20 protein-coding genes and 1 pseudogene are annotated in these 26,913 nt (G+C 67.2%); 10 read left to right on the top strand and 11 right to left on the bottom strand.

Annotation, left to right across the window (positions count from 1 at the left end):
* Positions 1-57: 57 nt before the first annotated feature.
* Both AB0C15_RS00555 and AB0C15_RS00550 read left to right on the top strand, forming a co-directional pair.
* Complete coding sequence (locus AB0C15_RS00555) at positions 58-1,356, top strand: HAD domain-containing protein (RefSeq protein ID WP_357347165.1); 1,299 nt, start codon at positions 58-60, stop codon at positions 1,354-1,356.
* A gap of 446 nt (positions 1,357-1,802) precedes the next feature.
* The gene (locus AB0C15_RS00550) at positions 1,803-2,861 is read left to right on the top strand and encodes a DUF4407 domain-containing protein (RefSeq protein ID WP_357347163.1); all 1,059 of its coding nucleotides are present in this window, start codon (positions 1,803-1,805) and stop codon (positions 2,859-2,861) included.
* Between the two features lie 219 nt (positions 2,862-3,080).
* Here AB0C15_RS00550 and AB0C15_RS00545 read toward each other — a convergent pair whose 3' ends face one another.
* From AB0C15_RS00545 to AB0C15_RS00520, 6 genes and pseudogenes are all read right to left on the bottom strand, one after another.
* Positions 3,081-3,779, bottom strand: coding sequence for a DUF6308 family protein (locus AB0C15_RS00545; protein WP_357347161.1), 699 nt, complete (start codon positions 3,777-3,779; stop codon positions 3,081-3,083).
* 308 nt (positions 3,780-4,087) lie between these two features.
* Positions 4,088-5,341 (bottom strand): hypothetical protein, encoded by a 1,254-nt coding sequence (locus tag AB0C15_RS00540; RefSeq protein WP_357347159.1) that lies wholly within the window; start codon positions 5,339-5,341, stop codon positions 4,088-4,090.
* Between the two features lie 281 nt (positions 5,342-5,622).
* Positions 5,623-7,788 (bottom strand): BTAD domain-containing putative transcriptional regulator, encoded by a 2,166-nt coding sequence (locus tag AB0C15_RS00535; protein ID WP_357347878.1) that lies wholly within the window; start codon positions 7,786-7,788, stop codon positions 5,623-5,625.
* Positions 7,789-8,190: 402 nt separating this feature from the next.
* A pseudogene (locus AB0C15_RS00530) lies at positions 8,191-8,472 on the bottom strand (hypothetical protein); the annotation flags it as partial.
* A 616-nt stretch (positions 8,473-9,088) separates the two neighbouring features.
* Complete coding sequence (locus AB0C15_RS00525) at positions 9,089-11,188, bottom strand: hypothetical protein (protein ID WP_357347157.1); 2,100 nt, start codon at positions 11,186-11,188, stop codon at positions 9,089-9,091.
* 1 nt (position 11,189) lies between these two features.
* On the bottom strand, positions 11,190-12,857 hold the full coding sequence (locus AB0C15_RS00520) for an Hsp70 family protein (protein ID WP_357347155.1): 1,668 nt from the start codon (positions 12,855-12,857) through the stop codon (positions 11,190-11,192).
* Between the two features lie 388 nt (positions 12,858-13,245).
* On the opposite strand from AB0C15_RS00520, the gene AB0C15_RS00515 reads away from it, so the two are divergent.
* From AB0C15_RS00515 to AB0C15_RS00500, 4 genes are all read left to right on the top strand, one after another.
* Positions 13,246-14,223 carry a DUF6745 domain-containing protein gene (locus tag AB0C15_RS00515; protein WP_357347153.1) on the top strand — a complete coding sequence of 326 codons (978 nt, stop codon included), beginning with the start codon at positions 13,246-13,248 and terminating at the stop codon, positions 14,221-14,223.
* Between the two features lie 152 nt (positions 14,224-14,375).
* Positions 14,376-14,534: a hypothetical protein gene (locus tag AB0C15_RS00510; protein ID WP_357347151.1), complete on the top strand. Its 159-nt coding sequence runs from the start codon at positions 14,376-14,378 to the stop codon at positions 14,532-14,534.
* Positions 14,534-14,767, top strand: a complete 234-nt coding sequence (locus tag AB0C15_RS00505) for a hypothetical protein (RefSeq protein ID WP_357347150.1) — start codon at positions 14,534-14,536, stop codon at positions 14,765-14,767. Before AB0C15_RS00510 ends, AB0C15_RS00505 begins: the two co-directional genes overlap by 1 nt.
* Before the next feature lie 129 nt (positions 14,768-14,896).
* On the top strand, positions 14,897-15,148 hold the full coding sequence (locus tag AB0C15_RS00500) for a hypothetical protein (RefSeq protein WP_357347148.1): 252 nt from the start codon (positions 14,897-14,899) through the stop codon (positions 15,146-15,148).
* Between the two features lie 53 nt (positions 15,149-15,201).
* Here the strand turns inward: AB0C15_RS00500 and AB0C15_RS00495 are convergent, their stop codons facing one another.
* The 3 genes from AB0C15_RS00495 to AB0C15_RS00485 all read right to left on the bottom strand — a co-directional run bounded on the left by AB0C15_RS00495 (position 15,202) and on the right by AB0C15_RS00485 (position 17,472).
* A complete protein-coding gene (locus AB0C15_RS00495; protein WP_357347146.1) occupies positions 15,202-15,870 on the bottom strand; it encodes an HNH endonuclease family protein in 669 nt (222 codons plus the stop codon).
* Between the two features lie 190 nt (positions 15,871-16,060).
* Positions 16,061-16,558 (bottom strand): hypothetical protein, encoded by a 498-nt coding sequence (locus AB0C15_RS00490; RefSeq protein ID WP_357347144.1) that lies wholly within the window; start codon positions 16,556-16,558, stop codon positions 16,061-16,063.
* A 56-nt stretch (positions 16,559-16,614) separates the two neighbouring features.
* Positions 16,615-17,472 (bottom strand): alpha/beta hydrolase, encoded by an 858-nt coding sequence (locus AB0C15_RS00485; RefSeq protein ID WP_357347142.1) that lies wholly within the window; start codon positions 17,470-17,472, stop codon positions 16,615-16,617.
* Positions 17,473-17,670: 198 nt separating this feature from the next.
* Here AB0C15_RS00485 and AB0C15_RS00480 point away from each other — a divergent pair, with 198 nt between their 5' ends.
* Positions 17,671-18,222 carry a hypothetical protein gene (locus tag AB0C15_RS00480; protein WP_357347140.1) on the top strand — a complete coding sequence of 184 codons (552 nt, stop codon included), beginning with the start codon at positions 17,671-17,673 and terminating at the stop codon, positions 18,220-18,222.
* 5 nt (positions 18,223-18,227) lie between these two features.
* Here AB0C15_RS00480 and AB0C15_RS00475 read toward each other — a convergent pair whose 3' ends face one another.
* Together AB0C15_RS00475 and AB0C15_RS00470 are read right to left on the bottom strand one after the other, a co-directional pair.
* Positions 18,228-19,265: a hypothetical protein gene (locus tag AB0C15_RS00475; protein WP_357347138.1), complete on the bottom strand. Its 1,038-nt coding sequence runs from the start codon at positions 19,263-19,265 to the stop codon at positions 18,228-18,230.
* Positions 19,266-20,493: 1,228 nt separating this feature from the next.
* Positions 20,494-21,132 carry a GNAT family N-acetyltransferase gene (locus AB0C15_RS00470; protein WP_357347136.1) on the bottom strand — a complete coding sequence of 213 codons (639 nt, stop codon included), beginning with the start codon at positions 21,130-21,132 and terminating at the stop codon, positions 20,494-20,496.
* A gap of 1,185 nt (positions 21,133-22,317) precedes the next feature.
* On the opposite strand from AB0C15_RS00470, the gene AB0C15_RS00465 reads away from it, so the two are divergent.
* From AB0C15_RS00465 to AB0C15_RS00455, 3 genes are read left to right on the top strand one after another with little or no spacing between them, the layout of a single operon-like run.
* A complete protein-coding gene (locus AB0C15_RS00465; protein ID WP_357347134.1) occupies positions 22,318-23,565 on the top strand; it encodes a hypothetical protein in 1,248 nt (415 codons plus the stop codon).
* A complete protein-coding gene (locus tag AB0C15_RS00460; RefSeq protein ID WP_357347132.1) occupies positions 23,562-25,022 on the top strand; it encodes a hypothetical protein in 1,461 nt (486 codons plus the stop codon). Before AB0C15_RS00465 ends, AB0C15_RS00460 begins: the two co-directional genes overlap by 4 nt.
* On the top strand, positions 25,019-26,908 hold the full coding sequence (locus tag AB0C15_RS00455) for a DEAD/DEAH box helicase (protein ID WP_357347130.1): 1,890 nt from the start codon (positions 25,019-25,021) through the stop codon (positions 26,906-26,908). Before AB0C15_RS00460 ends, AB0C15_RS00455 begins: the two co-directional genes overlap by 4 nt.
* The last annotated feature ends 5 nt before the right edge of the window (positions 26,909-26,913 follow it).

Below are 26,913 nucleotides of genomic sequence, written 5' to 3'. Positions count from 1 at the left end.
CACGACTTGTCTCCGTCGCCGCATGGAGCGTCAATTCGCCCGAGACCTCCGGGTCAAATGTCGCGCCGTGCACCAAGGCGACCCCACGCCCACAGACTGAGGGAAACAAGCATGTCTGCCGCTGAACCCACCCCGTCGCCGGCCGAACCAATCTTCGTCGACCGCCACGATCTGCCGTACGTCGAGCGTCCCTGGGGGCCGATGTACCTCTCACCCTGCTGCCTCGCGGCCGTCACCATCTTCGTCGATGACGGCGTCCTCTATTGCAAGAAGTGCTACCAGGGCGCCGACGAGCGCCTGGCCGCCATCCCCGAGCCGCGCGAGCCAGCACTACCGCTGCAACAGCACCGACGCCGAGCCGGCACCGCCGCAGCACACCGGGTACGACCCGTGGTAGCGATCGACGTCGACGGCGTCCTCAACCCCGACCACCAGCCCGCCGCCAGCCAGCTCGGCTACCACCGACACCACTACGACGGTCCCGGTCCCACCGGCCAGCACGTCTCCGGCGAGGTGTGGCTGCACCCCGACCACGGCGCCTGGCTCCGAGAACTCTCGCGCGACGCCGACCTCGTCTGGTGCACAAGCTGGGGCGCGATCGCCGCGACCTGGATCGCACCCCGGCTCGGCCTGCCGGCCGACCTGCCGGTCATCGACATAGGCGATGGCGGCGTGCGGTTCGGCCGCCAGCTCAAGCTCGCCCCGCTGTACCGCGCCATCGGCGGACGGCCGCTGGCCATTCTCGACGACGAGTTCAGCGGCCGGGATGCCGCAGAGGCCACCGACCGCACCGCGCGTAGCAGCGCCACCCTGCTAGTCCCCGTCGACAGCGCCACCGGCCTACAACGAGGCCACATCGATCAGATCATCCACTGGCTCAATCAGCTCCCCACCGACGCGCAAAAGGCGCACGTACCGGGCGATCCTGCGGTCGGTCCGGCGGCACCTGACGGAGGCGACACGTCATTGGAGGCGGCCCCGGACCTCAGCGTCGGCGATCCGGTCCTGCGGAAGTCACGGATGCTGTCCAGGCAGTGCCGCACGTGCATCTTCCGGCCCGGTAACCTCATGCGCCTTTCCGAGGGCCGCCTCCGTGAACTGGTCGACGATGCACGGCGCAACGAGGGGTTCGTCGTCTGTCACGACACCCTTCCCTACTCTCCGTATCCGGAGGCCAAGCCGGCTATCTGTCGGGGTTTCGCGGACCGCTACTCGACCCAGTCGCTCCAGGTGATCGAGCGACTCTTTGGGGTCGTGGAGGTTGACCCACCGGGCGAGGACGCGGGAGGGAACGACACCACCGCGCCACCGCACGACAACACCAACGGTACGGCTCAGCCCAGATCGCCGGGGTAGCACGGCGGCAACCGAGGTGGGCTGGGCGGCATTCGCTCAGCCCAGCAGGGTTCACGAGAAGAAGCTACTTCGAGCCGAGCAAACCCCCTCTTGAGCCGCTCCCCGCCCGTAGGGCGATACCCGGGCCGCGCAGGCCAATGAGAGCCACACGACCAGCGTGGGCAGCCGAAATGAGAGCGACAGCCCGGACGCCTCAACCGAAGCCTGGCCGGGCCCCGTTCGCAAGTCAATGAACAAATAGCCGAGAAGAGTCCGCTTCAGTGTGGTCGTGGTAGGAATTATGACAAACAACAATTCATGGAAGAGAAAAACTGGTGGACTCGCATTCCTTGCCACCTACCGATCTAAACGTTCCCCTCGCACACATAATGGCTCAGCAGCGGAATGCAGGTCGAACAACGACGAATGAGAGTTTGATAGTTGCGCGGGGTGTGTATTCTGATCGCGTGACGCCGGATCCCGAAGTGGTGAGCGCCTGGACAGCGGTGGCCGGCCTGGTGGTTGCTATGACCGCCCAAATTGCTTTCAGGACGCGACAAAGCCGCCTACGGACGAAGATCAAAGACGCTCTTGAAATGCAATCCGCACTGGCGGACCGCGAAGACGCCCCCAGCGCGGCGCTACGTCACGCCTTGGACAAGGTCATCGAGCACTGCGCCCAACAACTGGCTCAATCTGAGTCGTTGTGGGTTGCGCGCTCATCAATCTCCAGTCGAAATCGTTTAGAGCGTGTGGCGACTATTGGCGCGATGGTCGCAGTAATCGGGTTGGCGATATCGGTTGGATTATCGTTGGCTGGTCGCTCCGGCTATTGGGCAATAGGGGTTGCCTCTGTAGCAGCCGCCGCAATCTCGCTCAGCTACATCCGACTTGAGGCCAGGGTTGCCCGAGAAGGTGAGCATCTGCGCCATGAACCACACGGCACTGGCCGGGCCTACGAGGAACTGGCTGTCGGGCGCTGGTTGCGCCTGATCGCTGGCACTTACGAGCCGCGGATCGCCCAACAGGTTGACCCCGCAATTCAAGCCATGCGACTCGGTGCCGTCATCTTGACGGTATCGGTTTTGGAGGCCTTGGCGTTCTATGTCGCCCTGGATTTCATTGGCCTGGATGCCGTCGCTGCAATGATCCTGGCAGTCCTTTGGGCCAGCTTCAATCTAGTTTTACAGCGAACGCTAATTTCGGGGGTCTCGTCAAGGGGTTACACATGGGCACGGCTCTCGATTGCGGGCAGGATTATTCTTGCGGCCATCATGGGGGCATTTTATTATGAGCCCGTAATTGTCGTGATTTTTTCTGGGTTAATTCAGGAATCATTGGCTAGCGATGCCACCTTGCCTACAGGCCTACTGGCCAGCATGAACGCGCTCGGCAAACTGAGTCGCGAGAACGTTTGGGTTGGAGTCGCTACATGGCTGCTTCGATTCGCGTTAATCCTACTGCAGATTCTGCCGCTGCTGATGGTCCTGATATCGCGTCGTCGTAAGCGCCAAGCCGCCTACTGACCTGCATGCAATAAATGTCTCCGGTGCGGGATATAACCTCTTTCCTGCTTGTTTCATGGCCGGGAGCGCGACCGATGATCGAACGTTCGCTCATACCGCCGCGCACGCGTGCCGATCCCCAGAATGCTGTCTATCTGTAAGTGAGAGGAGAAATCGGTCCGGGGCATCCCCTGCCAATACGTGTTGATTCCGGCACCGGCCAGTCGCCGACCGTCCGGTTCAGCCGTCTGTCCCAGTCGTAGCCGACATGCGCCGCAACGATTTTTCGGGTGAAGGCATGCTAGGTTCGGGCACTCCGACCAGCCTCCGGGCATTGCAGGCGTTGCGCGAACGGCTGTGGCGTGTCCAGATCGCGACGTCGAGCAGGCGTATCAGGCTGGTTGAGTGCACGCTGGCTGGGCGGAGCCCCTCAATCTCATCACGGAGGGCGGGTTCCTTCAGCGCGGTTGCCAGCGTCACCCAGAATTGCTCCTTCGGCGGACCGAGCACACGAAGCACGATCTCGTCATGGACGGGTACAAGCCTGGGCCGCTTGCGGGCAAGGAGTTTGCTCGCGGTCACCGGTCCGACCCCAGGCAGGTCGTCGAGCCACCGATGCAGCACCGCCGCTGACTGAAGGTCGTGAGGACCTGCGTTCCACAGGTCTAGGTCGGCGCGGATCGCAGCGAGCGCTGCGCTGACATGGTCGCTGTCAGCGAGGAGTGTGCGGATAGCAAGCGGATGCCAGGAGATGTCCAGCAATGTGGTTGCGAACACGTCGTCGATGGTCAGCACGTCAGGTGGGTTCTCGCCGACAAGGTCGAACGACGTACCGGCGAATGGTCCGTCGGGATTGAAATAGGCAGCAACGAGTCCGTCGATGCCGGGGACGGCGAGCACATCGCGGATCCGGGATCGGACTAGATCCTGAGCCTGCATGGCGGAAGCATGTCACGCCGGGCGTCGTGGATGCAGATCACATTGGACTGTGGGAGGCCCGATCGACTACCTCACTCGTGGTCTATCCATCCACCGGGAGCGCCTGGAACTGCCGCGACCCCGCGTTCCTCTGTGGTTACGGCGACGCGGTGACCTCCCCAGCCGGACGAAGGTCGTCCCAAATGACGATAGGAGCTCACGCCTGCCGCCAGGCCTGGCCGTCACGTGGATCTTTGTTCGTGGCGGTGCACTTGCCAATGCACTCGGACCTGTACGCCGACGGATGGCGCGGGTCGTGGCTGTTGACGTCACTCGCTGCGGTCCGTGCGCTGGTGGGGGCCGGGCTGGCGTCCGGGCCGTCGCCTGGCGATCCCCGGTCGGCGGGGGTAGTCCGGCGGCAGGTATCGGTAGACCGATCGCAGTGACTTGCCGATCCTCTCGGCGAGCAGTTCAGGGTCCAAATTCGGCTCCTTGCGCAGCCAGTAGGCCACTGCCTGCGCGGTTCCCCGGGGCATATCCGAGTCCTCGTTGTCGTTGGCGTCGTCGGCGGCAGCATTCTGATCGCCGTCGTCCGTCTCCTCGTCGGCGTTCGTGCCAAGGATGTCCTTGTCCTCCACGGTCCTGTCTGCCGGTCCCGCGTCGGCCGGATCGTCCGGGGACTGAGCTTTAGTCGGGCCGGCGTGGCTGCTCTCGGCACTCTGTTGGTGGCCGCTCGGGGCCGGTTGAGGGTTCTCCTCTGGCTCTGGTTTCGGCTCCTGGCGGTCATCGCGAGGCCGGTCCGCCACCGACGCGGCGGGCGCCTGCGGCGCGGATGGAGTGGGCTCAGGTGCCGGTGGTGTGTCGGCGAGGCGCTCTAGCCTGAACCAGCGACGGCGGTGACCAAATCTATGAGCCGCCATGATCCGCTCCGGGGCGAGGTCAGCGGCCAGGAGCCCGGTCAGCCCGTTGTAGTCGGCCGTGGCTGCGAGGCGTGCGGCGATCTCGTCCAGGTCGTACAAGCGGACGGCGATGTCGGCGGTGGTGGGGTCCATCGCCGCTCGGATCTTGCGATGGAGCACCTTAGCGATCGCGGCGTCGCGCCGCCGGCGGGCGATCGCGGTGCGGGCCGCCGCGAGGGACTCGTACAGGTCGAGACCGTCAGCTTTGGCGATGGACCGCGCCCGGGCGGTGACGACGGGGTGGCAGACCCAGTGCCCGAACACCTCGTAGGCCGGTGGTGTGGGCGGCAGGCCCCCGGTGACGCGCAGCCGGTCGCGGCGCTGGTTGCCGGCGTGCATCAGCCAGACGAGGTATCCGAGGGCGGACATGCCTGCGTAGAAGCCGCCAACTAGGTGGTCAGGGTGGGCGGCCCAGTTGAAGGCCACGGCTCCGGCGGCGATCACTGCGGACAGGAGGCGTGATCCGATCGCCCGCTCGCCGAGGCGTCGTCGCACGTCGGCGTTGGCCATCACGACCACGCCGCCCAGTTCGAGCGCCGCGACGGCCGGGATCGCGACGACCAGCGGGACGCCGAGTGTTTGGACGGCGCCGGTGACTTGTCCAACGAGGGCGACCAGCAGCACCAGGACGTAGAACACCTGGCGTATCCAGGCGGCCTGCCGGACTGCCGTGGCCAGGTCGGCGTCCACCTCGTCGAGCGTCGTCGACGACGAAGCTTGTCGGTGCGCCGATCCGGCCTGAGGGCTGCGGGCGGGCCCAGGATGGCCGGTGAGCACGGCTGCTCGCAGCGGCCACGCGGTGCCGTTGCGGTCCCAGTTCGTCGCCTGCGGGCCGTCGCCGCAGCGGTTGGGCTGATCGCGCAGGCTGCCACGACGAGCGTCGGGTGCCGCCGAAGGGTCCGGCGTCATGGGTGCAGACCGCTGTTGAGAGAGTCGGTCTTCCCGGTGGGCATCTGCCGGCGCAGGTCGGCGATGAGCCGGTCGGCGAGTCTGAGTGTGTCATCGCTGGGTTCGGCGTCGATCTCGTCGAGCCGGCGGGTGAGGGCTCGGCGTAGGGAGCGGATCTGCTCGAGGTGTCCGAGTGCGGCGTGGGCGCGCATCGCTTGCTGGTAGGAGGCCTCGGCGTACGGGTCGTGGCGCACGGCGGCCTCCAGGACGGCCAGGGCTTGTTTCGGGTCGGTGGTAGCGGCGGCGAGGGCGAGGTGGGCGTCGAGGGCTTGGCGGCGGATGCCCTCGCGGTATGCCTCGATCCATTCGTAGTCGAAGCCGTCGGCGAGTGTGCCGTCGTAGGCGTCGACGGCGCGCTGCAGTGCGGCGGTGCGGTCGGCGTCGGTGGTGGCGAGCGCGGCGTCGCGCAGCGCGGCGCGCATGCGCCACAGGTCGGTGTCGAGGGCGTCGCGGTTGAGCGCGTAGCGGCGCGACGGGTGAGTGAGGTAGGTGGCGGATCCTCCGGTGAGGACAAGGGTTTTGCGTAGTGCGGATACGTAGGTGTGCAGGCGGTGCGGCGCCTTCGACGCGGGGGCGTCGGGCAGCAGGTCGTCGAGGATGTTGTCCTGTGCTGCCTCGCCGTCCTGAACGACGAGGTAGACCAACAGCTCGAGGGCTTTCGCGCGCAGCGGCGTGGTCGTGTCCATGTCCACGATGCGGGCCCCGCCGAGCACTCGAACGTCGACACGTCCGCCGGTACGGGAAGACTGGTCGTCGCCCGCCGGGTGCGGTTCATTCCCGGCGTGATCGCGGCGCTCGTGCGGGTGTGCGGCGGCGGAATTCTCGGGTGCGGGGTTCGGGTCGTGGGCGGCGCCGACCAGCCTGTCGGGGTCGCCCATATCGGTGTGATCGGGCAGGCCGGCGATGGCGCCGCTGGCTGCGGCCAGTCGTGGTCCCTGACCGGTGACAAGGCGCGGCGGTGCGGTCGGTGCCAGTGCGCGGGGCTCGCTGGGCTGCACTTCGGCGGGAAGGTCGACTCCCTGGGCCGGAGTAAGGACGTTGAGGCGACCAGCGTTGGCGGGGCGCGGGCCGGGCCGCGGGACAGCCTCTTTGTCGCTCGGGGATGTCGGACTGCTGTTGGGGTCGAGGTGCCTGACGGTTGCGGGTAGTTGTGTGCGCTGCGCGGGTGCTGGCGGTTGAGGCTCGCCGGTATGGGACTCGGCGAGGAGCCGCAGCAATTCGGTGGTCTCGCTGCGGTTGATGACGCTCAGGCGGCCGACGGCGGAAGGACAGCTGTGCTGTTTCGCGTCGTGCTTAATGATGCTGGTGGAGCCGTCTTCAGCGACGAGGATGGTGTCGCCATCGGGCCAGGCGCCGAGCATTACGCCGTGGATGTCGAGTCGGTGCCCTTGCGTGAGCAGCGCGGCGATGCGGGTGCGCTCATGAGCAGCGGTGGGGGCGGCGATCAGCACCGTCGGCGGCACGGGCTCGGCGATCGGGTCCCGGTCCCGCAGGTCGGCGATCGTGTCGACCTCGTAGTCGACGCACATGCGTGCGCGGTGCAGCGTCTGCTCCTCGATCAGCGTCAGAGCATCGCTGAGTCCGCTGGTGATGGTCATCCGCGGGGTGCCCGCCCGCGTGGTTGTGGGGGTGCCTAACAGCGTGGCGAGGGTGTCCGAAGCGATGACAACGTGGTGGCGGCTATGGGGGTCATCCGGCCCGCCGGCGGCGAGGGCGGACACCAGCACGCCTCGGGCCGCTGCCTCGGCTCCGGGCCCGATCAGACCGAGTCCCGCAGACGGCCACACGATCAGCGGGCGGGCCGGCGCGGGTATAGGCGGCTGCGACTCGTGCACCGTGAGCGTGGAGGTCTCGTCGTCGGCCGCGTCTACCGGGTCCGAGTCAGCGTCCGCGACGGGGTCGTCGGGCGGAGGGTCGAGGTCGGGGCCCGGGTCAGGAATCGTCGTCGCGCTCGGTGTCAGGGCCCGTAGGCCGCGACGGATCCGGGTGACCACCGCCGGCATCGCCTCGACACTCGGGTCGTCGAGGCGTGGGCGCGCGGTGGGTTGCCGGGGGATGTAGCGGCGACGGCGGTGTACCCAAACGAGGGCAACCGCGGCGAGGACTGCGGCGGTGAGTCCCATGTCGAGCCAGCTACCCGTACCGAGCGACACACCCAGCTGAGGTCGCGGTGTTGGGGTGGTTCGGTCGTCGGCGGTGCGAGTGGTGGGTGTGGCAGCCGGTCCCGATGCCGAAGCATGGTCGGCTGGCGCGGACGTGGGCGCTGGGGCGGACTCCACGAGGCCGTCGTCGGTGTCCGTTCCGGTCGGGCTGCTGGGCGATTCTGAGGGAGCTGATGTGGTCGGCGTTGGGGCAGGCGCCGGTCGGGGCGACGGGCGTGGTGCTTCGACCGTGGGAGGTAGTCGCAGTGTCCAGCCCGGGTAGATGAGGTCAGGGTCGCGAAGTGTCCCACCGGTGTGGGGGAAGCGGGTGCCACGGTTGGCGGTGAAGATTTCGGGCCAGCGGTCCGCGTCGCCGAGGCGGTCCTGGGCGATGCGGGACAGCGTGTCGCCGCGCCGCACCGTGTAGGTGTGCTGGGCCTGGCTCCTGCCGTTGGCTGGTGAGGTGGTCTGGTCGTCGGCGTGCGCACGCGCGGTGGCTGCTGAGTCCTGCGGTGCATCGGTCGTCTCCGCCGCGGCGGTGGTGGTCGCGCTGGCGTGGACGGGCGTCGCGGTGGCCGCCGCGCTGACGGCGGTCGCTCCCAGGACAGCCGCCGTGATGCCCTGCAGCGGCCCTGGCAGGTGCAGTCGTGGCAGTCGCCGTGACATCCGGGCGGCTTGGGCGTACAGGCGGGCCGTGATGGCGGCGGCGAGCATTCCCCACAGCAGCCACGCCGCGAGGTAGGCGATGCCGGCGAGGAAGCCGCCGCTGAGGGGCTCCTCGACCCAGCCGCGCAGCAGAGTGGTCCACGAGCCCTGCGGGTGTGGCCACCTGCCGACGCGGACGAGCGTGACCGGCACAGCGACGACCAGCAGCGTGACCGCCGACGTGTGAGCGACCGTAGACCTCATCGCCCCTCCCTTGCTGCCGTGTGTGGGAACCGGACGCCGACCGGCACCGAGCCGGCTTGGCAGCGCCGTGAAACGTTGGCCACGAATCGACGGTAGGGCGAGCGGCAGGAGACGACGCGGTTCCGTTGGCTGACAGGACCTCACACGACCTCACACGACCTCACAACCCCAGCTCAGAGGCAGTCGATAGGAGACGAGACGGTGCGACGGGCGGCATCTGGTGAGGCCAAGACGCGCCTTTGTCAGCAGGACGAGCTGGCTGTCTGGGACCGAGTACGGGGAAGCCGGAGGCGGAAACGGAGCCGGAAGCGCAGGGGTAGCACAGTTCGGGCTTTCCCGAAGTGGGTTGCCCGTGCGCTCGTAGCGGGCGGCGTTACCGGGTGGGGATGGCGGGCTGGTCCCTGAGGGTGGCTGTCGTGAGAGCCGTGTCGGTGGGAAGGATGCCCGCTGCGGCGAGACGACGGGCGTAATCCTTCCGCAGATGGTCCGCCGCGTCGTGGTCGCCGAGGGCGATGAGTGCACTGACCGCGCCGGTGTGCAGGTCGGCGTTGTAGGGGTCGATGCGGATACCGGCCTGCAGCCATGCCAGGGCCTCACGGACGTCAGGGCTGGCGCTGGCGAGAGCCGCGTGTGCGTCGATGACGTGCCGGCGGGTGGCCTCGCGGATCGGGTCGAGCCAGGGCCAGGTCCGTCGGGCGGCGAGGTCAGCGGGGTAGGCGTCGATGACCGCCTTCCAGGTCGTCGCATCGGTGGCGACGGCGGTGGTGGCGTCGCGGACCGCGTGGTGGAAGCGCCACAGGTCGACGGTGACGCCGGTGGGGTCAAGGCGGTACCGGTCGTCGCTGTGCTCGATGAGGTTCACCCCGGCGGTGGACCGGATGGTGGCGCGGAGGTCGCTGAGGGTGGTGTAGAGGCGGCCGGTGAGAGAGCGGCGGGGCAGGCCCGGCCAGATAGCGTCGGTCAGTTGTCGGGTGTCGGCGCCGTCGGGGTGGGCGGCGAGGAACACGAGGACTTGGAGCGCGGCGGTCCGCCGGACCTCCACAGGGTGGCCGTCCAGCAGCAGTGTCGGTTCGCCCAGCACGCGCAGCTGAAGGCGTCGTTTGTCGTTGCCGGAGCGGACGGGGTGGTCTTGGGCAGTGACCTCCCACTGCGGGGACCGGCCTGCCAGGGCGGAGCTGCGCGACGGGGCGGAGGTGCCAGGCTCTGGCGGTGCCGGGTCGGGGTGGGCGATGACGGTGAGCAGGTCGGTAGCCGTGACCTGGGTAAGGACGCACATCCGTGGCCCGGCTGACCCGCTGCCGTCCAGGTGATGGCTGCGCCCCGACGGGTCGACCTGCCGCGTCTGGCCGGCCGGCCACCGTCCCAGCACGGCCACCGCGGCGGAGGCGGTGGCCAGACTCGCCAGGGTCTCGGCGTTGTCCGTCGCGGACGCCTCGTCGACGATGAGGGTTGGTCCGGGTGGGCCGGCGCCCTCCTGCGTGTCTCGGTGTGCCGGGTCTCGTCCGCCCAGGCCACGACCAGGGTGGTCTCCGGGAAAGAACCCTGCTGCCTGCCCGAGGTTGTCGATGACGGCCAGCCCCGGCAGGCGCCGACCCAGCATTTCGGCGGTGGTGCCGAGCAACCCGGCCAGGACGGATCGGGTGACCACCACGGACGCTGCCGGGTGATGACGCCCAGCTAGGAGGCTGGTGACGAGCAGGCCTCGCGCCGCGTCCTGCGCCCCCAGCCCGCTGAGGCCGACCCCAGCTCGGGGGAAAGCCCCGCCAACGGTTGGCCGGTCGAGCGGCGACGAGCCCGCCGAGGCGGCACCGGGTTCGCTAGGCGGTGGCGTCGCATCGGCGAGGGCGGCTTGCACGGCCGCCACTGTCGGGGGCAGCGGCGCCAGGTCCGTGTCCTCGCGGCTCGATGGACCGGGCGGGCGGGGCCGGTAGGAGCGGCGGCGGCGGAGCCACACCAGCGCCACCGCGGCGCTGACCTGCTCCGCCACGTCGCGCGGCAGCCAGCCACCGGCGACGCTGATCCCCGCGTCGGCCAGGACGTCGCTATTTGGTGGGGTGGGGTTACCGGCCTCATCCAGGTTTCCTGCCGCTACCGGCTGGGTGGGCGGCGGTGGCGGTGCGGTGATCGCGTGGGAGCTGACGCCGAGGACGGCTGCGCCGGCGATGCCACCGGCGGTGGCTTGCAAGGGTGTCGGCAGCGGCATGCGCCGCAGCCACGACACGGTCGCGCTCAGGCGGGTCAGCACCCGGATCGTGACCGTGTAGGCGAGCAGGAGCCACACCAGCCAGGCCGCGATGGTCAGCGCGGCGGTGAGGGTCTGTTCGGTCAGCGGGTTCTGCACCCACTGCCGTGCCTGAGCGGCGTTCGGCCAACCTTGTATGGGTGCTCCGACCAGTGACAGCAGCACTATCGGAGGGCCGGCCAGAAGGGTCAGGACGAACAGTAGCGACATCAGCTGCCGCGGCCACCGCATGTCACCCGCCTCCACCCGGTGACATGTGCGCCCGAACCGGGCCCGTGGGCGCTGCGGCGGGACTGGGCGGGGCGGGGCGCAGGATTCGGCTCCAGAGCCGAGTAGCCCACCAGGTCGCGACGGCGATGGCGTAGATGACGCCGAGCATGCCGGCGGCCCGTCTACTGACGATCGCCGCGCAGATCACCGCCAGCGGGGCGGCGAGGATGAGGCGGAACATCAGGGGCGTCACCACGGCCATGACCACGGCGACGCCGAGGAGGAGACCGCCGACGCGGCCGGCGATGTCGATCCACAGGATCCGGTCCGGCCACCGGTCGGCGGTCAGGGAGTACTGGATCAACCCCATGCCGAGCGTGGCGGCGACGATGGATCCGGTCGGCGCGGCCAGCAGCGCCGACCAGCCGCCGTGCGGGGAACGCCATTGCCGGGCGGCGACGACCGCCATCGCCACGGCCATTACCGACACCGGTGCGATGGGCCACAGCGCCCACTTCAGGTACGGGCCTACGGGCATTCCGAAGTATTGGCTGGTGACCACCGCGTACAGGCCAGCGATCGCCGCGCCGAGGGACACCGCGGCGAGGATCCCGACGCTGACCCTTCCCCCTTCGGTTCGGGTGCCGGGGGTGGGACTGCGGGCGGCGATCAGCGAGCCGAGGACCGTGCCCGCGGCCAGGCACGCCAGCAGGGCCATCACGGCCGCCATCGTGAACTCGCCCCAGTTCACACTCACCGAGTAGTACACACCGAGCACCCCGTGCTCCTCGGCGGTCAGGAGGCACTGCCAGATCAGGGCGAGCGACGCGAAGCCGGGTACCGCGATCGCCGCCGCCCGCCGCACGGGCGGAACCGGCACCTCCACCCGCTCGACAGTTCCGGTATCGACGGCGCCGACGTCCGCGGCGCCCCGAGCCGCGACCAGCCTCGGCTCGGGCACGACTATGGGTGCGGTGCCTGTGTGCTCGGCGATCGCCGCCGCGAGGTGCGGTAGCTGGGCGCTGCCGCCCACACAGTAGATGCCGGCGAGGTCGCCGACCGTGAGCTCGGCGGCGGCGACTGTCTCCTGCGTCAGCTGCGCCACGCGCCACGCCACCGGCCGGACGGCCTCGTCGAGCATCGCGCTGTTCGCTATCACCGGCGGCCGGTCCGGGAGCGGAACCGTGACCGCCGGATGGCTTACCAACGCTTCCTTGGCCACTCGAACGCTGTCCGCCACCGACGCGCGCTGGCCCTCTGCCATCGACGGGCCGATGAGGGCGTCGGCGAGCGCGTGATCGATTGCCGTGCCGCCAGCCGCGGCGTCGGCGAGGGTCGCGAGGACCTCGAACCCGGCCGGCCCGCGGCGCAGCACCGTCACCTCCGCGCCAGCGCCGACGTCACAGACGACAAGGAACGCACCGACCGGCACCCGCACACCAGTGGTGAGTAGATACTCGGCGACCGCCACCGGGGCCTCCACCAGACGCGGTTGCGGCAACCCGGCCCGGTGGGCGACCTGCCGCATCCAGGTCCGCCGCCGGGGCCCCCACCCCGCCGGGACTACCACCCGCACATCCCGCACCGGCTGACCGACGACCCGCTCGGCTTCGGCGGCGACCCGGCGCAGCGGCGACGCCGCCACCTCCAGCGCGTCGCCACCAGCGTCACCTGCCGCCGCGTCCTCCACCGGACCGCGCGGGCCCGGAATGAACGCTGCGGGCGGCCCTGCCGCCTGTCCGTTCGCAGGCAAGTATGACGCGCTGTGTAGGGCTGGGTTCCCGTCGAATGACAGCACGTGCGCGCTGCCGTCGGCCCACGCCAGGACGGCCTGGGTGCCGGCGCTGCCGCAGTCGATCGACAACCGTGCTTCCCCCGACCCCATGTCCATAGTCAAACATGAGGATCACATTCACGTCACCTGTCAATCACTCACGGCCAGCAGAGGCCAGCCGAAACCGCACCAGCGTCACCGTCCGCCGAACCGCCGACGAACCTCCTCGAGGAATCCGCATGGTGAGGCCGTCTCCCGCCTACGTGCCTCTTGCCAACGACATCAACACGCATTGGATGGAACCGTGAAGCCCTCGAACACACCCGCCCACCCCATCGACGGCATCGCCCGCACATGGGCCCGCGCAGTCCTGACAACCGAACCCGCCGACCACGACACCGCCGAAGCCGCAGCCCGCGCCGCCTACCGCACCGCAGGCAGGCCCGAGCCCACAGAGTTCATCTGGTGCCCGTCTCCCTGGCCCGCACTCGAGCTCATCAGGAGTTTGCTCGAAGAAGGGCAGGCTCCCCTCGTCAATTCCGTGCGTCGCGCGGTGTTGAACCAGGCGCTGTCCGCAGCCCGCGCCCCACTCATCGATCGGGCCAGCGACACTGAGCGGTTCAGCGCCTTCGGCGAGTTCCACTACCACTTCGAACGCAAGGGGTTCTACGGCGAGCAACGCTACGACGGCATGGACGAGCGGTACGACCTCATGGAGCGCCCCTACCGGTGCCCGCCGGTCCTGCCGTCCGAGCGGTCGGCGCTGCGGCCCGTGCTTCACGCCGTGCATCAGACCTACCGGCACGTCCTGAGCCCGGCGTGGTCGGCGATCGACCACGCGATCAGCGCGGATTACACGCTCCAACCGGCCTGGTACTGGTCCGACGAGCACGGGCTCGTCGACCAGAACGATGAGGCCCGTGCCGTCGTCCGCTACAGCACACCGGAGCTCAACGACCGATTCTTCGACCCGGCCTGGTGCCTCTACCCCGACCTCATGGTCCTGGCGGCCATCGACACCTACCGCAGAGTCTTCGATACGGACCCCGGCGCCGCCTGGCAGGGCTGCCGGGACGTCGCGCTCACTAGCGGACCCTGGTGGCCCTTCCCGGAAACCGTGGTCATGAGTGAGCGACCCACCCTGCTCACACTCGACGAGCAGGACCGTCTCCATGCCGACGACGGGCCAGCTATTCAATGGCCCGACGGTCACCACGTGTGGGCCCATGACGGCGTTCTCATCGACCCACCTCGCTCGGGGTCGGCAACGAGCGGCGCATGATCCCAGACGCCCGCGGTGATCATCTGGTTATCCACAGGGACCTGAGTTGTCCACAGCAAATGCGATCAGGCATTGATCGGCTGGACCACCACTGCTGAAGTACCTCCGCGGGGACGACGCCATGTCCCATCCAATGACGAAGGAGTGCAGCCATGACCCGGGGTGGACGCAACCGATCACGGCGCACCGACAGGCCGACACCGCTGGAGCACCTCGCCGGTGTCACTGGCCTGATCGGCGCAACGGCCGCCCTCATCGCCGCCGTCGCCGGGCTACTGACAGCCGCCGCCACGCTGACGGTGAGTCGCTGATGCCCGCCGTCGAGGCATGGCTGCTCGGCGGACCTGCCGACGGCCGCTTCACCCACATTGAGGTTGACGACGACGGGTCCCTTCCGCAGGCCATCGTTCTGCCGCAGAGCGGCGCCTACCTCGGTGCCCGCGAGCATCCCAGCCAGCCGGTGCAGCACCGCTACCTCCGCTGCGCCGGGGAGGTCGACCCGCCAACCTTCCGGTACGACGGACCTGTCCCCCAGGACCAGTGACGTCGGCATGGGCAGCCAACCGACCAAAGCCGCGGCGGCCTGTGTTCCGACCAGAGAACGACACCACCCCGGCCCGGCCACATCGCTACCCAACATCATCCGCTGATCGAACGCTTGTACGATTCGCTGGTGGAGGATGTGGCGGCGCGCTGGTGGAACGGGATCTGGGGGCGCCTGGGCCGCCGAGATGTGTGGCTCACCCGCCAGGTCCGGTGGAAGGTCACCGCCCGAGCCGGCGACAGCGAGACCGGCCGGGTGCTCCGGTGGGAGTTCGACACCGAAGACGAGGCGCTCGCCATGGTCAAGCGTCTGCTCGCCGCCGACGCGGGCGGCCAGTGGCGCAAGCAGTCCGGCGACAGCCAGCCGCCACAGCAGACCTAGCACCCGGCTGACGGTCCGCACCTCGGGGGCGCAGACCGCCAGCCGGATCGCGCTCAGGAGCTACAGGTGTTGAGCATGCTCTGCAGGGCGGACTTTTCCGACGACTGCAGGGTCAAGCCCCAGCTGTACTTCACGGTGATCCACATCTTGCTGTAGGTGCACCGATACGACGACAACGACGGCTGCCAGGTGGAGGGGTCCTGGTCGCCCTTGGACTGGTTGACGTTATCCGTCACCGCGATCAGCTGCGGACGGGTGAGGTCGTTGGCAAAGCTTTGCCGACGGCTGGTGGTCCAGGAGTTGGCGCCGGAGCGCCACGCCTCGGCCAGGGGCACGACGTGGTCGATGTCGACGTCGGAGGCCGCCGTCCAGGTCGCGCCGTCGTACGGGCTGTACCAACGGCCCGAGGTGGCCGCGCAGGAACTGTCGACGACGACGGAGGTGCCGTCGCGCTTGAGGACCTGCTCGCGGGTGTTGCAGCTACCACTGATCGTGATCCAGTGCGGGAACAGGTCCCGCGAGTAGCCACTCGTTGAGCCCTGCGTCGCCACGGTCAGGGCGTTGAGCTGCGACTGCGCCGTCGCCTTCGATGGGATTCCGGGAGGTGCGGCGGACGCGGGCTGTGCGCTGATGCCGACCAGAGCAGCGACGGCGGCGAGGACGACTGCGGCGGCGTGGCGTGTGACGCGTGGGAAACGGGCAGGGACTCGGGTTACCCGCATAGGGGCCTCCTCGGCACTGGGTGGACGGCAACCGTCTCTGACGATCGTTGCCATCGAAGGACGTGTTTGTGAAGGGGTGAGGAAGCAGCCAGGAAACTTTGAAGCGCTCAGCGGCTGGCGTGTGGGCACGAGCCGGGTCGGCTCTACCCAGCCTCGCCGGCGGCCTGTTCCGAGCAGGTGAGGTACGCCGTCAGCTGTTGAACGACTGCGCCCAGCTCCCGGCGAAGCAGGTCGACCGGAGACTGCTTGGCGCGCATCGCCGCGATGCTCTCCCGACGTGGCGCAGGTGCAGGGAGAAAGCCTGCGGGTTCGCCCCGCCCCAGCGGCCGAAGACCTCCTCGGCCTCGGCGTTGTACTGGAACGCCTCGGTGCGACGGGCCAGCTGCCAGAGGTAGCCGCTCAGGTTTGCCAAGGCAGAGGCCAGGTCGAGTTCGAAGGCCCCGCGTTGCCCGGACGGGGTCGCGGAAGATCCCACCGCCTCCTCGGCAGCCGCCACCGCGGCGCTCACCTGCCCCAGCTCGTTGTGGCGCAGGCTGACCGTGTTCAGGGTGAGCGCCAGTTCGGGCCGATACACCGACGGATCGTCGTCGCTGAGCCAGCCCCAGATCCGCTCCGCGTGGCGGACGGTCGCCGGCGCCTCCTCGCGCCGACGCCGATGCGCCTCGATCCCCGCCAGGTTGGCAAGCACCCCGGCGAGACCCCGCTCACCCGCGCCGACCTGCGACCAGCGCTGAACATGAGTGCTTAAGCGGCGGCGAAGCTCACGACCAGCCGGGCGAGTTCGGAGGGCTGATCCTCCGACACGAAGGTGGACGAATCGGCGACCGTGACCAGGCGGGCGTCGGGCAGGGTTGCTGCGAGTCGTTCGAAGAGCCGGGCAGGGAAGATCCGGTCGTCCCCCACGCGGACCAGCAACACCGGCTTGCTGAATCCGGTCAGTGCCTCGGCAGCGGCCAGCGTGTACCTGTTGTGCACACCAACGATGAACCGCTTGGTATCCCTGCGGATCTGCTGGCTGTCGTAGCTCGGCCGTAGGTAGGAGTCGATGATCTCGGCGGGGATGCCACGCTTGGCCAGCCAGCCGAAGGTGGACGGCCGCCGCTGCACGATCGGCAGCCGGAGCAGTCGGCTGGCCAGCCAGACCGCGCCAGGCAGTCGAACCAGCTTGGGCAGCCGGGTGAACGGCTCGGGCAGGAATTCCTCGAACGCGTCGCACGGGGTGAGCACGACACGGCCGAGCCGCTCCGGATGGTTGGCCATCAGGATCTGGGTGAGGGCGCCGCCGGTGTCGTTGGCGACCACGGTGACGTCGGTCAGGTCGAGCGCGTCGAGGAACTCTGCCATCAGCTTGGCGACGCCGGTGGGCGTCATGTTGGCGCCGGCCGGCATGGGCAACTGGTGCGCGCCGAGCGGCCAGTCCGGGGCGATGCAGCGAAACCCCGAGTCCGCGATGGCTGGCACGACCTTGCGCCAGAGGTTGGCGTTGACCAGCAGACCGTGCACGAACACAACGGTCGGGCCGGAGCCGCGTTCGGTGTAGGCCACTCGGCCGCTGGGCAGGGCCACGATCGCGCCGGTGCGAAGAGCGGATTCGGTTGACAATTGCGTTAACTCCCCCGTGGGGCGGACGACGGTGAAGAGTTGCAGCGTCTCGTTACCTGTCCGCCGGCCCCGAGGGTCTGGAGCCGGTTGGGCTACGGTGCGCCCGGGTGCTGAGGTGTACGCCGGCAACAGCAGACATGTTCGGGAGGCCAGGTGTCCAGTGATGTTCGTGGGTCCGTCCGAAGGACGGCCATCGCGGTGTTCGCGGTCACGGTGTTGGTGGCTGCGGCGTGTTCCGGTTCCTCGTCGCCTGGTGATGGAAAGGCGCCCGGCACTACGTCGTTGGTGTTGAGTAAGGACGGCATCGGCTTGGCGAAGTTTGGTGACTCGATCGAGTCGGTCTCCGGCCGGGTCCATGCCAAGTATGGCCCTTTCGAGTCGAGAGAGGCGGGGTGCGACAGCCATGCGATGTCCAAGTTCCTAAACTGGGACGGTGTGTTTCTGGTCTTCAGCGCGGACGGATTGATGGGCTATTTGATCGGGCCGAGGCCAGCCGACCCGATCACTCCGGTGGGGAAAGATGTGCAGGCGGCGGCGACGGTCGAGGGTCTGCGGTTGGGCGACAGTGTTGGGAAGGCACGGCAGATCTACGGGGCGCGGTTCATGTTGGAAGAGAACAGTCTCGGGCCGGAGTTTTACATTGCGGAGGAACAGGATGGCTGGCCTGTGCTAATGGGCTTTTCGACAGGGCTGACCGATGCCGATACGATCAAGCGGATCGGGGCCGGGGACATCTGCGCGGTAAGGTGAGCCTGCTACTTGCCGCGGCATGGGTAGTCATGTTCGATTTCCGACCCGGCCGGTGGGTTCGTCCGCCTCCTCGACGTTACGAGGTGAGCGGCGGTGAGCACTATCTCGATCAGCAGGCCGCCGGCGAACCCGAGCCCCGCGCCGAGGGCGAGCAGGAGAGGATCCCGGCCGCGCTGTCGTTCGACGTCGACCATGTCGATGGAGACCGCCGGTACGGGGAGAACGCTGTTCCAGCTTCCGCGGATCTGGGCGACGTTCACCGCGTACCGGGTGGTGGCGCCCTCCGTTTCTCCTGGACGGCTCACGCCTCCAGTCGCGAGGCGTTCGACGGTGTAGGAGCCGGAGTTGACTAGCACGAGGCCATCGGCCGTTTCGGTCGAGCCGTCCGCACCACTGATGTCGATCCGTTTGGTCCGTAGGAACTGGTATTGACCTGAACGGGTCAGGCTGCCGTTCCTGAGGGTCAGGGTGATCGACGACGGCGGCGAGTTCATCTGCGGGACGAGTTCGAGATAGCCGTCCTCGCTGGTGACTGCGCGCCAGCCGCTCGCCTCGATCGATTCCCCGTTGACGGCCTGCGCTTTCGCCTCCAGAATCTCCGCGTTGTCTCCGTCGTTCGAGCTGAGGGCCACCTTGGATTCAGAGCCCCATCCGGAGATTGCAAATTGAATGGTCGTGACCAGATTGTTGATCTCGAACCTCATTGAATGGATCCTGGCCCCCACGGTCAGCTCGTAGGCAGGGCTGTCGGCGTTGTCCCGAAGCGGCGGGGCCTGGTAGCTGATCCGGCTGTATCCGAACGCGCTCGCGGAACCCGCCAGCACAAGCAAGACCATCAGGGCCACCATCTGCCGCTTCGCGACGGCCCGGTCCTGGTCGTCGACGTCGCGCAGCTTGCGGACCGCGGCCGGGCCGGGCAGTCGACCAACCTGCTGCCCGGACGACCCGGGTACCCCAGGGCCGGAGGCATTCCCGCTCGCACCATCGCCGGCGTTCTCGCTCGCACCCGCCGGGGCGGCGTTCGGCAACACGCTCTGCACCATGCTGTACCCGCGGCGACTGACGACATAGCCGATGAGCGCTCCCGCAGCCAGACCCAATCTGAAACCGCGAGAAGCGTTACTCCGCACCACTCGCGCTGCCTCCCGATACCCGCGTACCCTTCGACCGCGAACAGCCCATATTGCAGTCGGACGATCCGCGCCGACGCAGGGTAGTGCGGCCCGAGCAGACCCCGAGGGCCGATACGGCGAGCGGTCGACCTCCGGAGAGCACCCAGAGTATCGGCCATCGGGGTCACACCCGGCATTTGCCGCTGTGACTGCAGTGGCTTGCCGCGCGGGTTGGGTGCGGTGGTGCAACCCTCGTGCTTGTGCTTGGTGGAGTCGCGACCTCCCCCGTGGCCGCCCTGACCAGCACTTTCGGTAGCAGGACTCGGTAAACGGCCCCCCTGGTGCAATCCGAAGATGACTGCGGTGATGCTACGTGTGAGGCCCCGGCAGGGTCAGCCGTGATCGTTGCGGTCATACCTATCCACCAGTGGATGGTTCCTGCCAGATGCCAAACAGCTGCCGAGCTTCGAGGTCAGGCGCAACTGGCGCTGCCCCAGAATTTCATCCAAGACTTGAGTGTCACCACTAATTGACACGCTCATCGAGACAGCGGCGGAGTCCGCGAGTATCGCGCGACGGCAGTTCGAGCAGGAGGTTCGTGGGCCGCAGCCCGGCGCCCAACATCCTGACTTGGACAATCCGGTTGTCCTGGCGGGCCTGCAAGCTAGCGAACCCAGTGATGAGTCATCAGGGTCATGACCGTCGTCACCCTCAGCCAACCGGGTACGCACCTCGGTGATCCGGGCGGCCCTGATGGTGCAAGCCGGTGACTCGGATCGTCACCACCTCGCTGACATATCCGCCAGGACAACCCGCCGTGGACACGAGCCACCAGCCCTGCACCAACCGTAGCCAGTCACCCTCGCTCCGCCAGAGCGGGAGGAGCTCCAGTCCGTCGTCCATAAGAGTCACTATGGTGTTTCTCCGAGACGGATCCCGTGCGCCCGCGTCTCGACGGATCGTGTCCTGACGAGCGCAGGCACCCTCAGAGGCCGTGACCCTCGCCAGTCCAAAGGCTGACCTGCTACTTGATGCCAGCACTGCGCACCATGACCGGTTGACGAGGCTGCTTTCAGATCTTCTGAACGCCTAGGTCAGCGAAGAGCTGTCTGGTCACCGGATCGACTGAATAGAGGACCCTGCCGTGGAAGGGCCTCAGTCAGGTCCACGCTTCCTGTGCGGCCAGTTCAGCGAGGAGATCGCGCTGGGCGACGTGTCCGCCGCGAGACGTCCAGGCGGTAACGGGTCGGGTGGAGTCGAGGCGGGTCCACGCCCATCGGGGGTGGGTCATCCTGGACTGGTGGATCCACACCATCGGTCCGTAGCGTCGGGTGCGAACGTCGGGGATCACGAGGGCGTGGCTATGGTCACCGATGCGCCAACCGAGGCGGCTGTACCAGTCGACGGATTTGGTTTGGATAGTGGCCATCATCCCGAGCCGGCCGGCGGCGAGGGCGCGGCGCCGCGCGTCGGCGACGAGGTACGTTCCAAGCCCGTGGCCACGATGGGTGTCCGCAACGGCTACGAACGCGAGTTCGCACCAGACGCTTTCGTGCATGACGTGGCCCTCGCCCATGTGAGGCTTGATCACGGCGAACCCGGTCACCTGGTTGTTGTCGTCGAGGGTGACGGTGAACGCCCAACCGTTTCGGGGCGATTGGGTGATTGTGCTGTGCAAGTTCCCCGGTCGTGGGAACGCAAGGCTCCAGCTGACTCCGAACGCGCGGCTGCCGAGCGCGTTGATCGCTTCGGCGTGACCGGCGGCTGCTTCATGGACCGGCTGGGGCGTCGCCTGCATGGCGGAAACCTACCCGTGTGACGGCTACATCGTGAAGCACGTCGAGACATCGGGCTAATTGCTGTTCCTCAGCGCGCTCTTGGCCTCGTCGACCTCTCCGGTGTGAAGGAGCAAGCAGCCGTCGATGAGCTGCGCGAGCAGCGGCTACACCTGATTGCAGCGTCCACTGCAGTCCACGGACGTCCGGTCTTGCTCGGTGCAGGCAGTCGCTTCGAAGGCTGACCGCATAGCTCATGTTCTCGACGACGCTGACGCTCGGGCGCTGCTGGCTTCGGCCGGGCTACGCGACCTGGGCTAAGCACCTGGCGCTGCAGACACAGGCCTAAACGCTCTCGATGGTGGTCGGTGGCTACTGGCCAACGGCTGGCCTCGCAGGATCGCTGCCTTGGTCGCCCATCACTCCTGCGCTCAGTTCGAGGCCGATGAGCGAGGACTCGACCACACGCGGTCAAGCCGGTCGGCAAGCGCCTGACTATGCAGGGTTGCCAATGGTCAGGCTCGCGGCAAGGCGGGTGCCGCCTGCGTCAGTGACGACGCGCATTTCGAGCCCGGGCGGCGGCGGTCGACCGGGCTCGGGCCTGCGCACCCAAGTGAATCGACTCAACTTTCAGGTCGACTTTCCGACAGTGCAGCGGGCTCGGTAGCGCTGGTCGACGCCGTGAACCGGGGGAAATTTGCCGAGAGCCGGTGTCAGCGCTGTTGCCGGCGAGTTCGCCCGTCGAAGCCCTCATCGCCACACAGGTGCTCTCAGGGGACGCGGGCGCGAACAGTCAGCCGGTCGTCGCAGTGGTAAGCCCAGGTGCCCTAGCTGACGGTGGATAGTTGCTATATGAACCGTTAGGCGGTGATTCTGTGCCGACGGCGGGCGATGCCGTAAAGGCTGGTCGGCGTGAACATCATCGATCGAGTTGAGGGTCGGGGATGCAAGACCGACGGCGGGTCTGCCGCGTTGCGCAGTAATGCTCGCCTAGTTGCGCGGGACCTGGCGGCACGGCTCACTGCCACACGTCGTGCCGCTGCGGCCTGCTCACAAGAAGCCGCCCGTCCGCCCTTCGGGGTAGGACGTAACCACCCGTCGTGCGGCAGAATCGGACCGGCCGCCTTGGCGGTCACCATTGCTGCGTTGGCGATGACGCGTCGGGTAAGGGTGCCTGGGGTTCGTCCCGCAAGTTGAAAGGATCTAGTTTGGATCTGCAGGACGCCGAGGCGTACATCCGGAGAGTCACCCGAAGATCGTCTACAAGGGATGCACTGGCGTGGCTCAGCGAAGAACGGGCGGTGTCTCAGCCGATCGATCTGCCGAACCTCTTGGCGTCCTTGCTGACGATTGAGGATCAGGCGCCGGTGGCCGATGTTCAAGGACTAGCTGGCCGGGTGATTCGGCAGGTCTGCCGCGCAGAGGTGGTTTCCGAACTGGATCCGAGCCAGGAGCTTCTCGCGTTGGATGAGGTGTTACGTCCGGCGCAATACAGAGCCGCCCTTGACACGCTGGCCGCCCGCACCGCGACTCGCACCCTGACGAGCGTGACGCTGGCCGCCGTCATCGCCGCGCAGCAGGACGACCGCAATGTCGTGACCGCGCTCTGCGCAGCAGCGGGCTTGTCTTATCGGGATCTGCGCGCCAGAGTCCGCGGCGCGTCGGTCCCCACCGACCTATGTGGCAAGTGGAAAAACGACCAGCTGAAGGCAGTGTTTGACGTCATCGACGCGGTTATCACCGGCCGAGTGACGGCGAGCAGTCCGGCCGCCCAGCCGGCCCGACCGGTCGAACACCTGCTGCCTGAAATCGACGACGAGCCTGGGCGGCAGCGCGGCTGGGCGCTGGTTGAGCAGATGCGGGCTCACGGCGTCCCCTACGAAATTTTGCTGACCCAGCGAGCGGTGGGCAGTGCATGGGTCGCCCATCGGAGCAGTACCGGCAAGAAGGTCCAAGCTGCGGTAACGGCCTCCCTGTGCGAGCTGCTTGACGAGCGCCCGGTCCCGTACCGCCGGCTTGCGATGGACGGGGCGTCACGTGAGCTGCTGACGCGCGTAGGAGCCAACCCGGCCGCTGCCGCAGAGAATGGCCGCAACGAGGGTGGGCAACTCGCCGTGCTGGTGCATTCGCCGACGGTGACGCACGCGGTCGCCGTCTCGGTTGCACGGGACGGCGGAACCGCGAGGAAAAGCGGTGCCAGGCTGGGCACACTTCCGGCGCGCCTGGGCATCGCTTGCAGCGTGGTTCTGGTTGGCCCAGGTTGGGCAGAACGGAACACCACGGCCGAGCTTGCTCGTCCATTTGATGGACGAATCTATACGGAGCGGACGGTCGCTGAGCTGGCGGATGCGCTCGCCGCGATGGTTGCAGAGGGTGGGGGTGTCATACCGACCGGGCAGGATAGCGGCGCGCAGCCCGTCGAGCTGGTTATTGATCCATTGGAGGTTCGCTCATGAACTCGCTGACTCAGCAAGCCAGGCGCGAGGTCGTCGCGGCGGCTAAGGCGGCAGTTACGGATCAGAACGAGCGCAGACCGTTCGAATGGCGCGGCGAGAACATCATGCTGCCCGTGGTCACTGTCCCAGTAGGCGATGTCTTGCTGAACCACCGCACGCATCGCGTACGAGCTCAGGTCGATAGTCTTGGGGCGAGTGGCTCCATCATCGAGACGGACCCGCATAGCGACGAGGCGCAGCGGCTCCTGGCTGACCTCATTCGAGAAACCAGCGGTTACAGCGAGGTCAAGGCCATGCTTCGCTACGACTATCAGCGCGAGCCCGGGCTGGTGACGCACGAAGGTGTTTTGATCAACGCAAACACCAGGGCAGTTGCGCTGCGGGACTTGCATGAGGAGCTTCCGCACGAGAGTCGCTTTGAATTCGTCAAGGTCCAAGTGCTGCCGGATAACGCCGACAGCGACGAGATCATGAAGATCGAGTTCAGCTTTCAAATGCGGCGGAACTACCAGCAGCCGTACTCGTTCACTAATCAGTTGATCTTCATCAAGGACCTGTTGGACTCTGGTCTCAAACCGGACGAGATCGGCGTGCAGATGAAGCCGCACTATGATCCCGCATCGCCAAAGGACCGCCGTGCAGCTGCCGAGGAGGTAGAGGCCGAAGACCGGCTTCGGCAGATCATTGAAGAACTGATCGCCGCCAGCAGTGGAGCACTTCGCTGGCCGGATTTTGATGACGACCGTCAGAATTTGATTGAGATTGACGAATCCTACCGGAGGATGGTCACACGCAAGGGCCCTGATGCTGCGCGGCGTGTCAAGCAGGCGAAACTAGTCGGCCTTTTGGCGGGAATGGATTACCGCAGGGTGCGGCACATCGACGAGTCCTATCTGGACAGCTACGTGCTCCAGGCGTTCGAGGAGCAGCCGAACTTACGGCCCGCTGCGAAGGCTCTGACGATCGGACAACAGACGGCTCCCCACGCGGACCTGGGTGGCCTTTCCATCCTCGACGACCTCGACGAGGACCTGCCTGTCGATCAACCCGGCGAGGTCACTCTTCAGCCGCTGTTCGACGTGCTCGTCCGTCACGGCAAGGTCGACAATGACAACGACTGGGACGCCGAGGTTGAGGTGCCGACCGACGAGGGCACCACGACCTTGCCCAAGAATACGTTCTTCGACGCGGTCAAGACTGCCATGCAAACGGCGGCAGACAGCAAGGCACAGGATGATCAGGGCCAGGATGCCCTGGACGTCCCGCGGCGACAGCTGAACGCTGCTGGTGCCGCCTGTGACCGAGTACGACGGGCACACAGCGAGCTCGAGGATGACGGCGACCAGCCGGACCCGGCAGCGCTCGAACAGGCACTCGAAGCCTACTTGCGCTCGCACGACGAACTGCTGCACTACCTGGCAGAACGCGGGTTCGCCACCGCGGAGAATCGACTGTGACCGACGGCCCGGCCATCTCGCTCGACTTCGACTCGGCGGCGAACGTGGTTCTCGCTCAGAAGGTCGGTGCCGTCCCAGATGTGTTCTGGGGCCAGCTGCGTGTCGAGTGGGGCTACGAAGGCGACCCGGCACGCTCAGTCCGGGTGCCGCTCGAGCGCTTCCGCGAGAACATCGGCTGGCTAAGTCCTGCCTGTAACCGCTACAACGTCGACATCGCTTGGGCGCCTGAGGCAATAGCGATCATCACCACCATCAAGCGTGAACGCAAACAGCTCGAGCGTGCACGTCACCAGGAAAGCGCACTGGTGACTACCCAAGAGGTGCAGCACCAACTAGACGGCAGCCGCTTCGCCAGGCGGCTCAAGCCGTTCCAACTTCGCGATGCGGCCAAATTGCTCAGCCTGGCGCACGGCGCGAATTTCTCCGTACCCGGTGCCGGCAAGACAACCGTGGCTTACGCGGTCTATGAGACCGAGCACCATGCCGGGAGAATCGACCAGCTCCTGGTAGTTGCGCCGCTTTCGGCGTTCGACGCGTGGCAGACCGAGGTCGAGGCGTGCTTCGAGCCGGGCACGGCACCGCACGTCAAGGTATTCGGTACGCCTGGCAGCCAGGAAGCCGAGATCCTGCTGGTCAACTATCACCGCTTAGCGGCGAACCTTAGCGGGCTCACCAAGTGGGTCCGCAAAGGCCGGACCATGGTGCTGCTCGACGAGGCACACCGGATGAAGGCCGGCCGTGTCGGCCAGCACGGCAGCGCGTGCCTCGATCTTGCATTCTCCGCCTCTCGACGGGACATCCTGACGGGTACGCCCGCCCCACAGTCGGCGCAGGACTTCGTCGCCCTGTACGAGTTTCTGTGGCCCGGGCAGTCCCGACGGATCATTCCGGGTGAGGCACTGACGACCAATCCTCAGCCGGAGGCACTCCACGCAATCAACCGGGCGATTCAGCCGCTCTTCGTGCGGACCACAAAAAGGGAATTGGAGCTGCCGCCTCCCACTCTGCGCCGGGTCGTGGTTCCGCTAAGCGGTCTGCAGCGCGAGATCTACTCAGGTCTTCGCGATCGCTACGCCGGCATGCTGCGAGTGTCAATGAACGACCGCGTCGAGCTGGCCCGCATGGGCACGATCGTCATGTACCTGCTCGAGGCGGCGAGCAACCCTCAGCTGCTCGCGGTCGGATCCCGCGACCTGCCTGGCGAGTTCGCCCACCCACCGTTGCCCGTCGAACCCGGAAGCCGTCTGTGGGAAATGATCGTCGGCTACGGTCGCTACGAGACACCCCCCAAGTTCACCCGTCTCCGCGAAATCGTCGCTCAGAACGCCGCTGATCCGACCGGCCCCCGTAAGACTTTGGTGTGGTCAAACTTTGTCTCGAACCTGGAAGGCCTGAAACGGTGGCTGGCCGATTACCAGCCCGCCATGATCCATGGCGGGGTTCCGTCCGTCACAACTGCGCCGACCGCAGCGGTCACCCGGGAGTCGGAGCTGCGGCGCTTCCGGACTGACGACGACTGCAAAGTGCTGCTGGCCAATCCAGCGGCGATGAGCGAGGGCGTCAGCCTGCACCACGACTGCCATGACGCGATCTACTTCGACAGGACCTTCAACGCCGGCCACTACCTGCAGAGCATCGACCGCATCCATCGACTCGGCATGGATCCCGGCCAGCGCACGACACTGCTCTTCATGATCACGGATGACACCGTTGATCAGGTTGTCGATGCCCGGATCCGGGACAAGGCCACCAACCTTGCCCGCGCCTTGGACGACAAGGAGCTGGTAAGGATGTCATTGCCCGACGACGAAGACTACGGACCGCCTATCGAGACCGATGCGGATATGGCCGCGTTGCTTGCCCATATCACCGGCCAGGAACAGTGAGCAGC

This window comes from Micromonospora sp. NPDC048835 (assembly GCF_040649995.1).
In the GTDB taxonomy this organism is placed as follows: domain Bacteria; phylum Actinomycetota; class Actinomycetes; order Mycobacteriales; family Micromonosporaceae; genus Micromonospora.
This window is presented reverse-complemented; position numbering and strand designations above follow the sequence as displayed.

Bases quoted from the DNA above. Each gene is read 5' to 3' on its own strand.
- AB0C15_RS00555 (WP_357347165.1), top strand. From the start codon at position 58: ATGTCGCGCCGTGCACCAAGGCGACCCCACGCCCACAGACTGAGGGAA.
- AB0C15_RS00545 (WP_357347161.1), bottom strand. From the start codon at position 3,779: ATGCAGGCTCAGGATCTAGTCCGATCCCGGATCCGCGATGTGCTCGCC.
- AB0C15_RS00535 (WP_357347878.1), bottom strand. From the start codon at position 7,788: ATGGGACTCACCGCCGCAGTCCTCGCCGCGGTTGCCCTCGTTTGGGTA.
- AB0C15_RS00525 (WP_357347157.1), bottom strand. From the start codon at position 11,188: ATGCGGTGGCCGCGGCAGCTGATGTCGCTACTGTTCGTCCTGACCCTT.
- AB0C15_RS00510 (WP_357347151.1), top strand. From the start codon at position 14,376: ATGACCCGGGGTGGACGCAACCGATCACGGCGCACCGACAGGCCGACA.
- AB0C15_RS00505 (WP_357347150.1), top strand. From the start codon at position 14,534: ATGCCCGCCGTCGAGGCATGGCTGCTCGGCGGACCTGCCGACGGCCGC.
- AB0C15_RS00495 (WP_357347146.1), bottom strand. From the start codon at position 15,870: ATGCGGGTAACCCGAGTCCCTGCCCGTTTCCCACGCGTCACACGCCAC.
- AB0C15_RS00475 (WP_357347138.1), bottom strand. From the start codon at position 19,265: ATGGTGCAGAGCGTGTTGCCGAACGCCGCCCCGGCGGGTGCGAGCGAG.
- AB0C15_RS00470 (WP_357347136.1), bottom strand. From the start codon at position 21,132: ATGCAGGCGACGCCCCAGCCGGTCCATGAAGCAGCCGCCGGTCACGCC.
- AB0C15_RS00460 (WP_357347132.1), top strand. From the start codon at position 23,562: ATGAACTCGCTGACTCAGCAAGCCAGGCGCGAGGTCGTCGCGGCGGCT.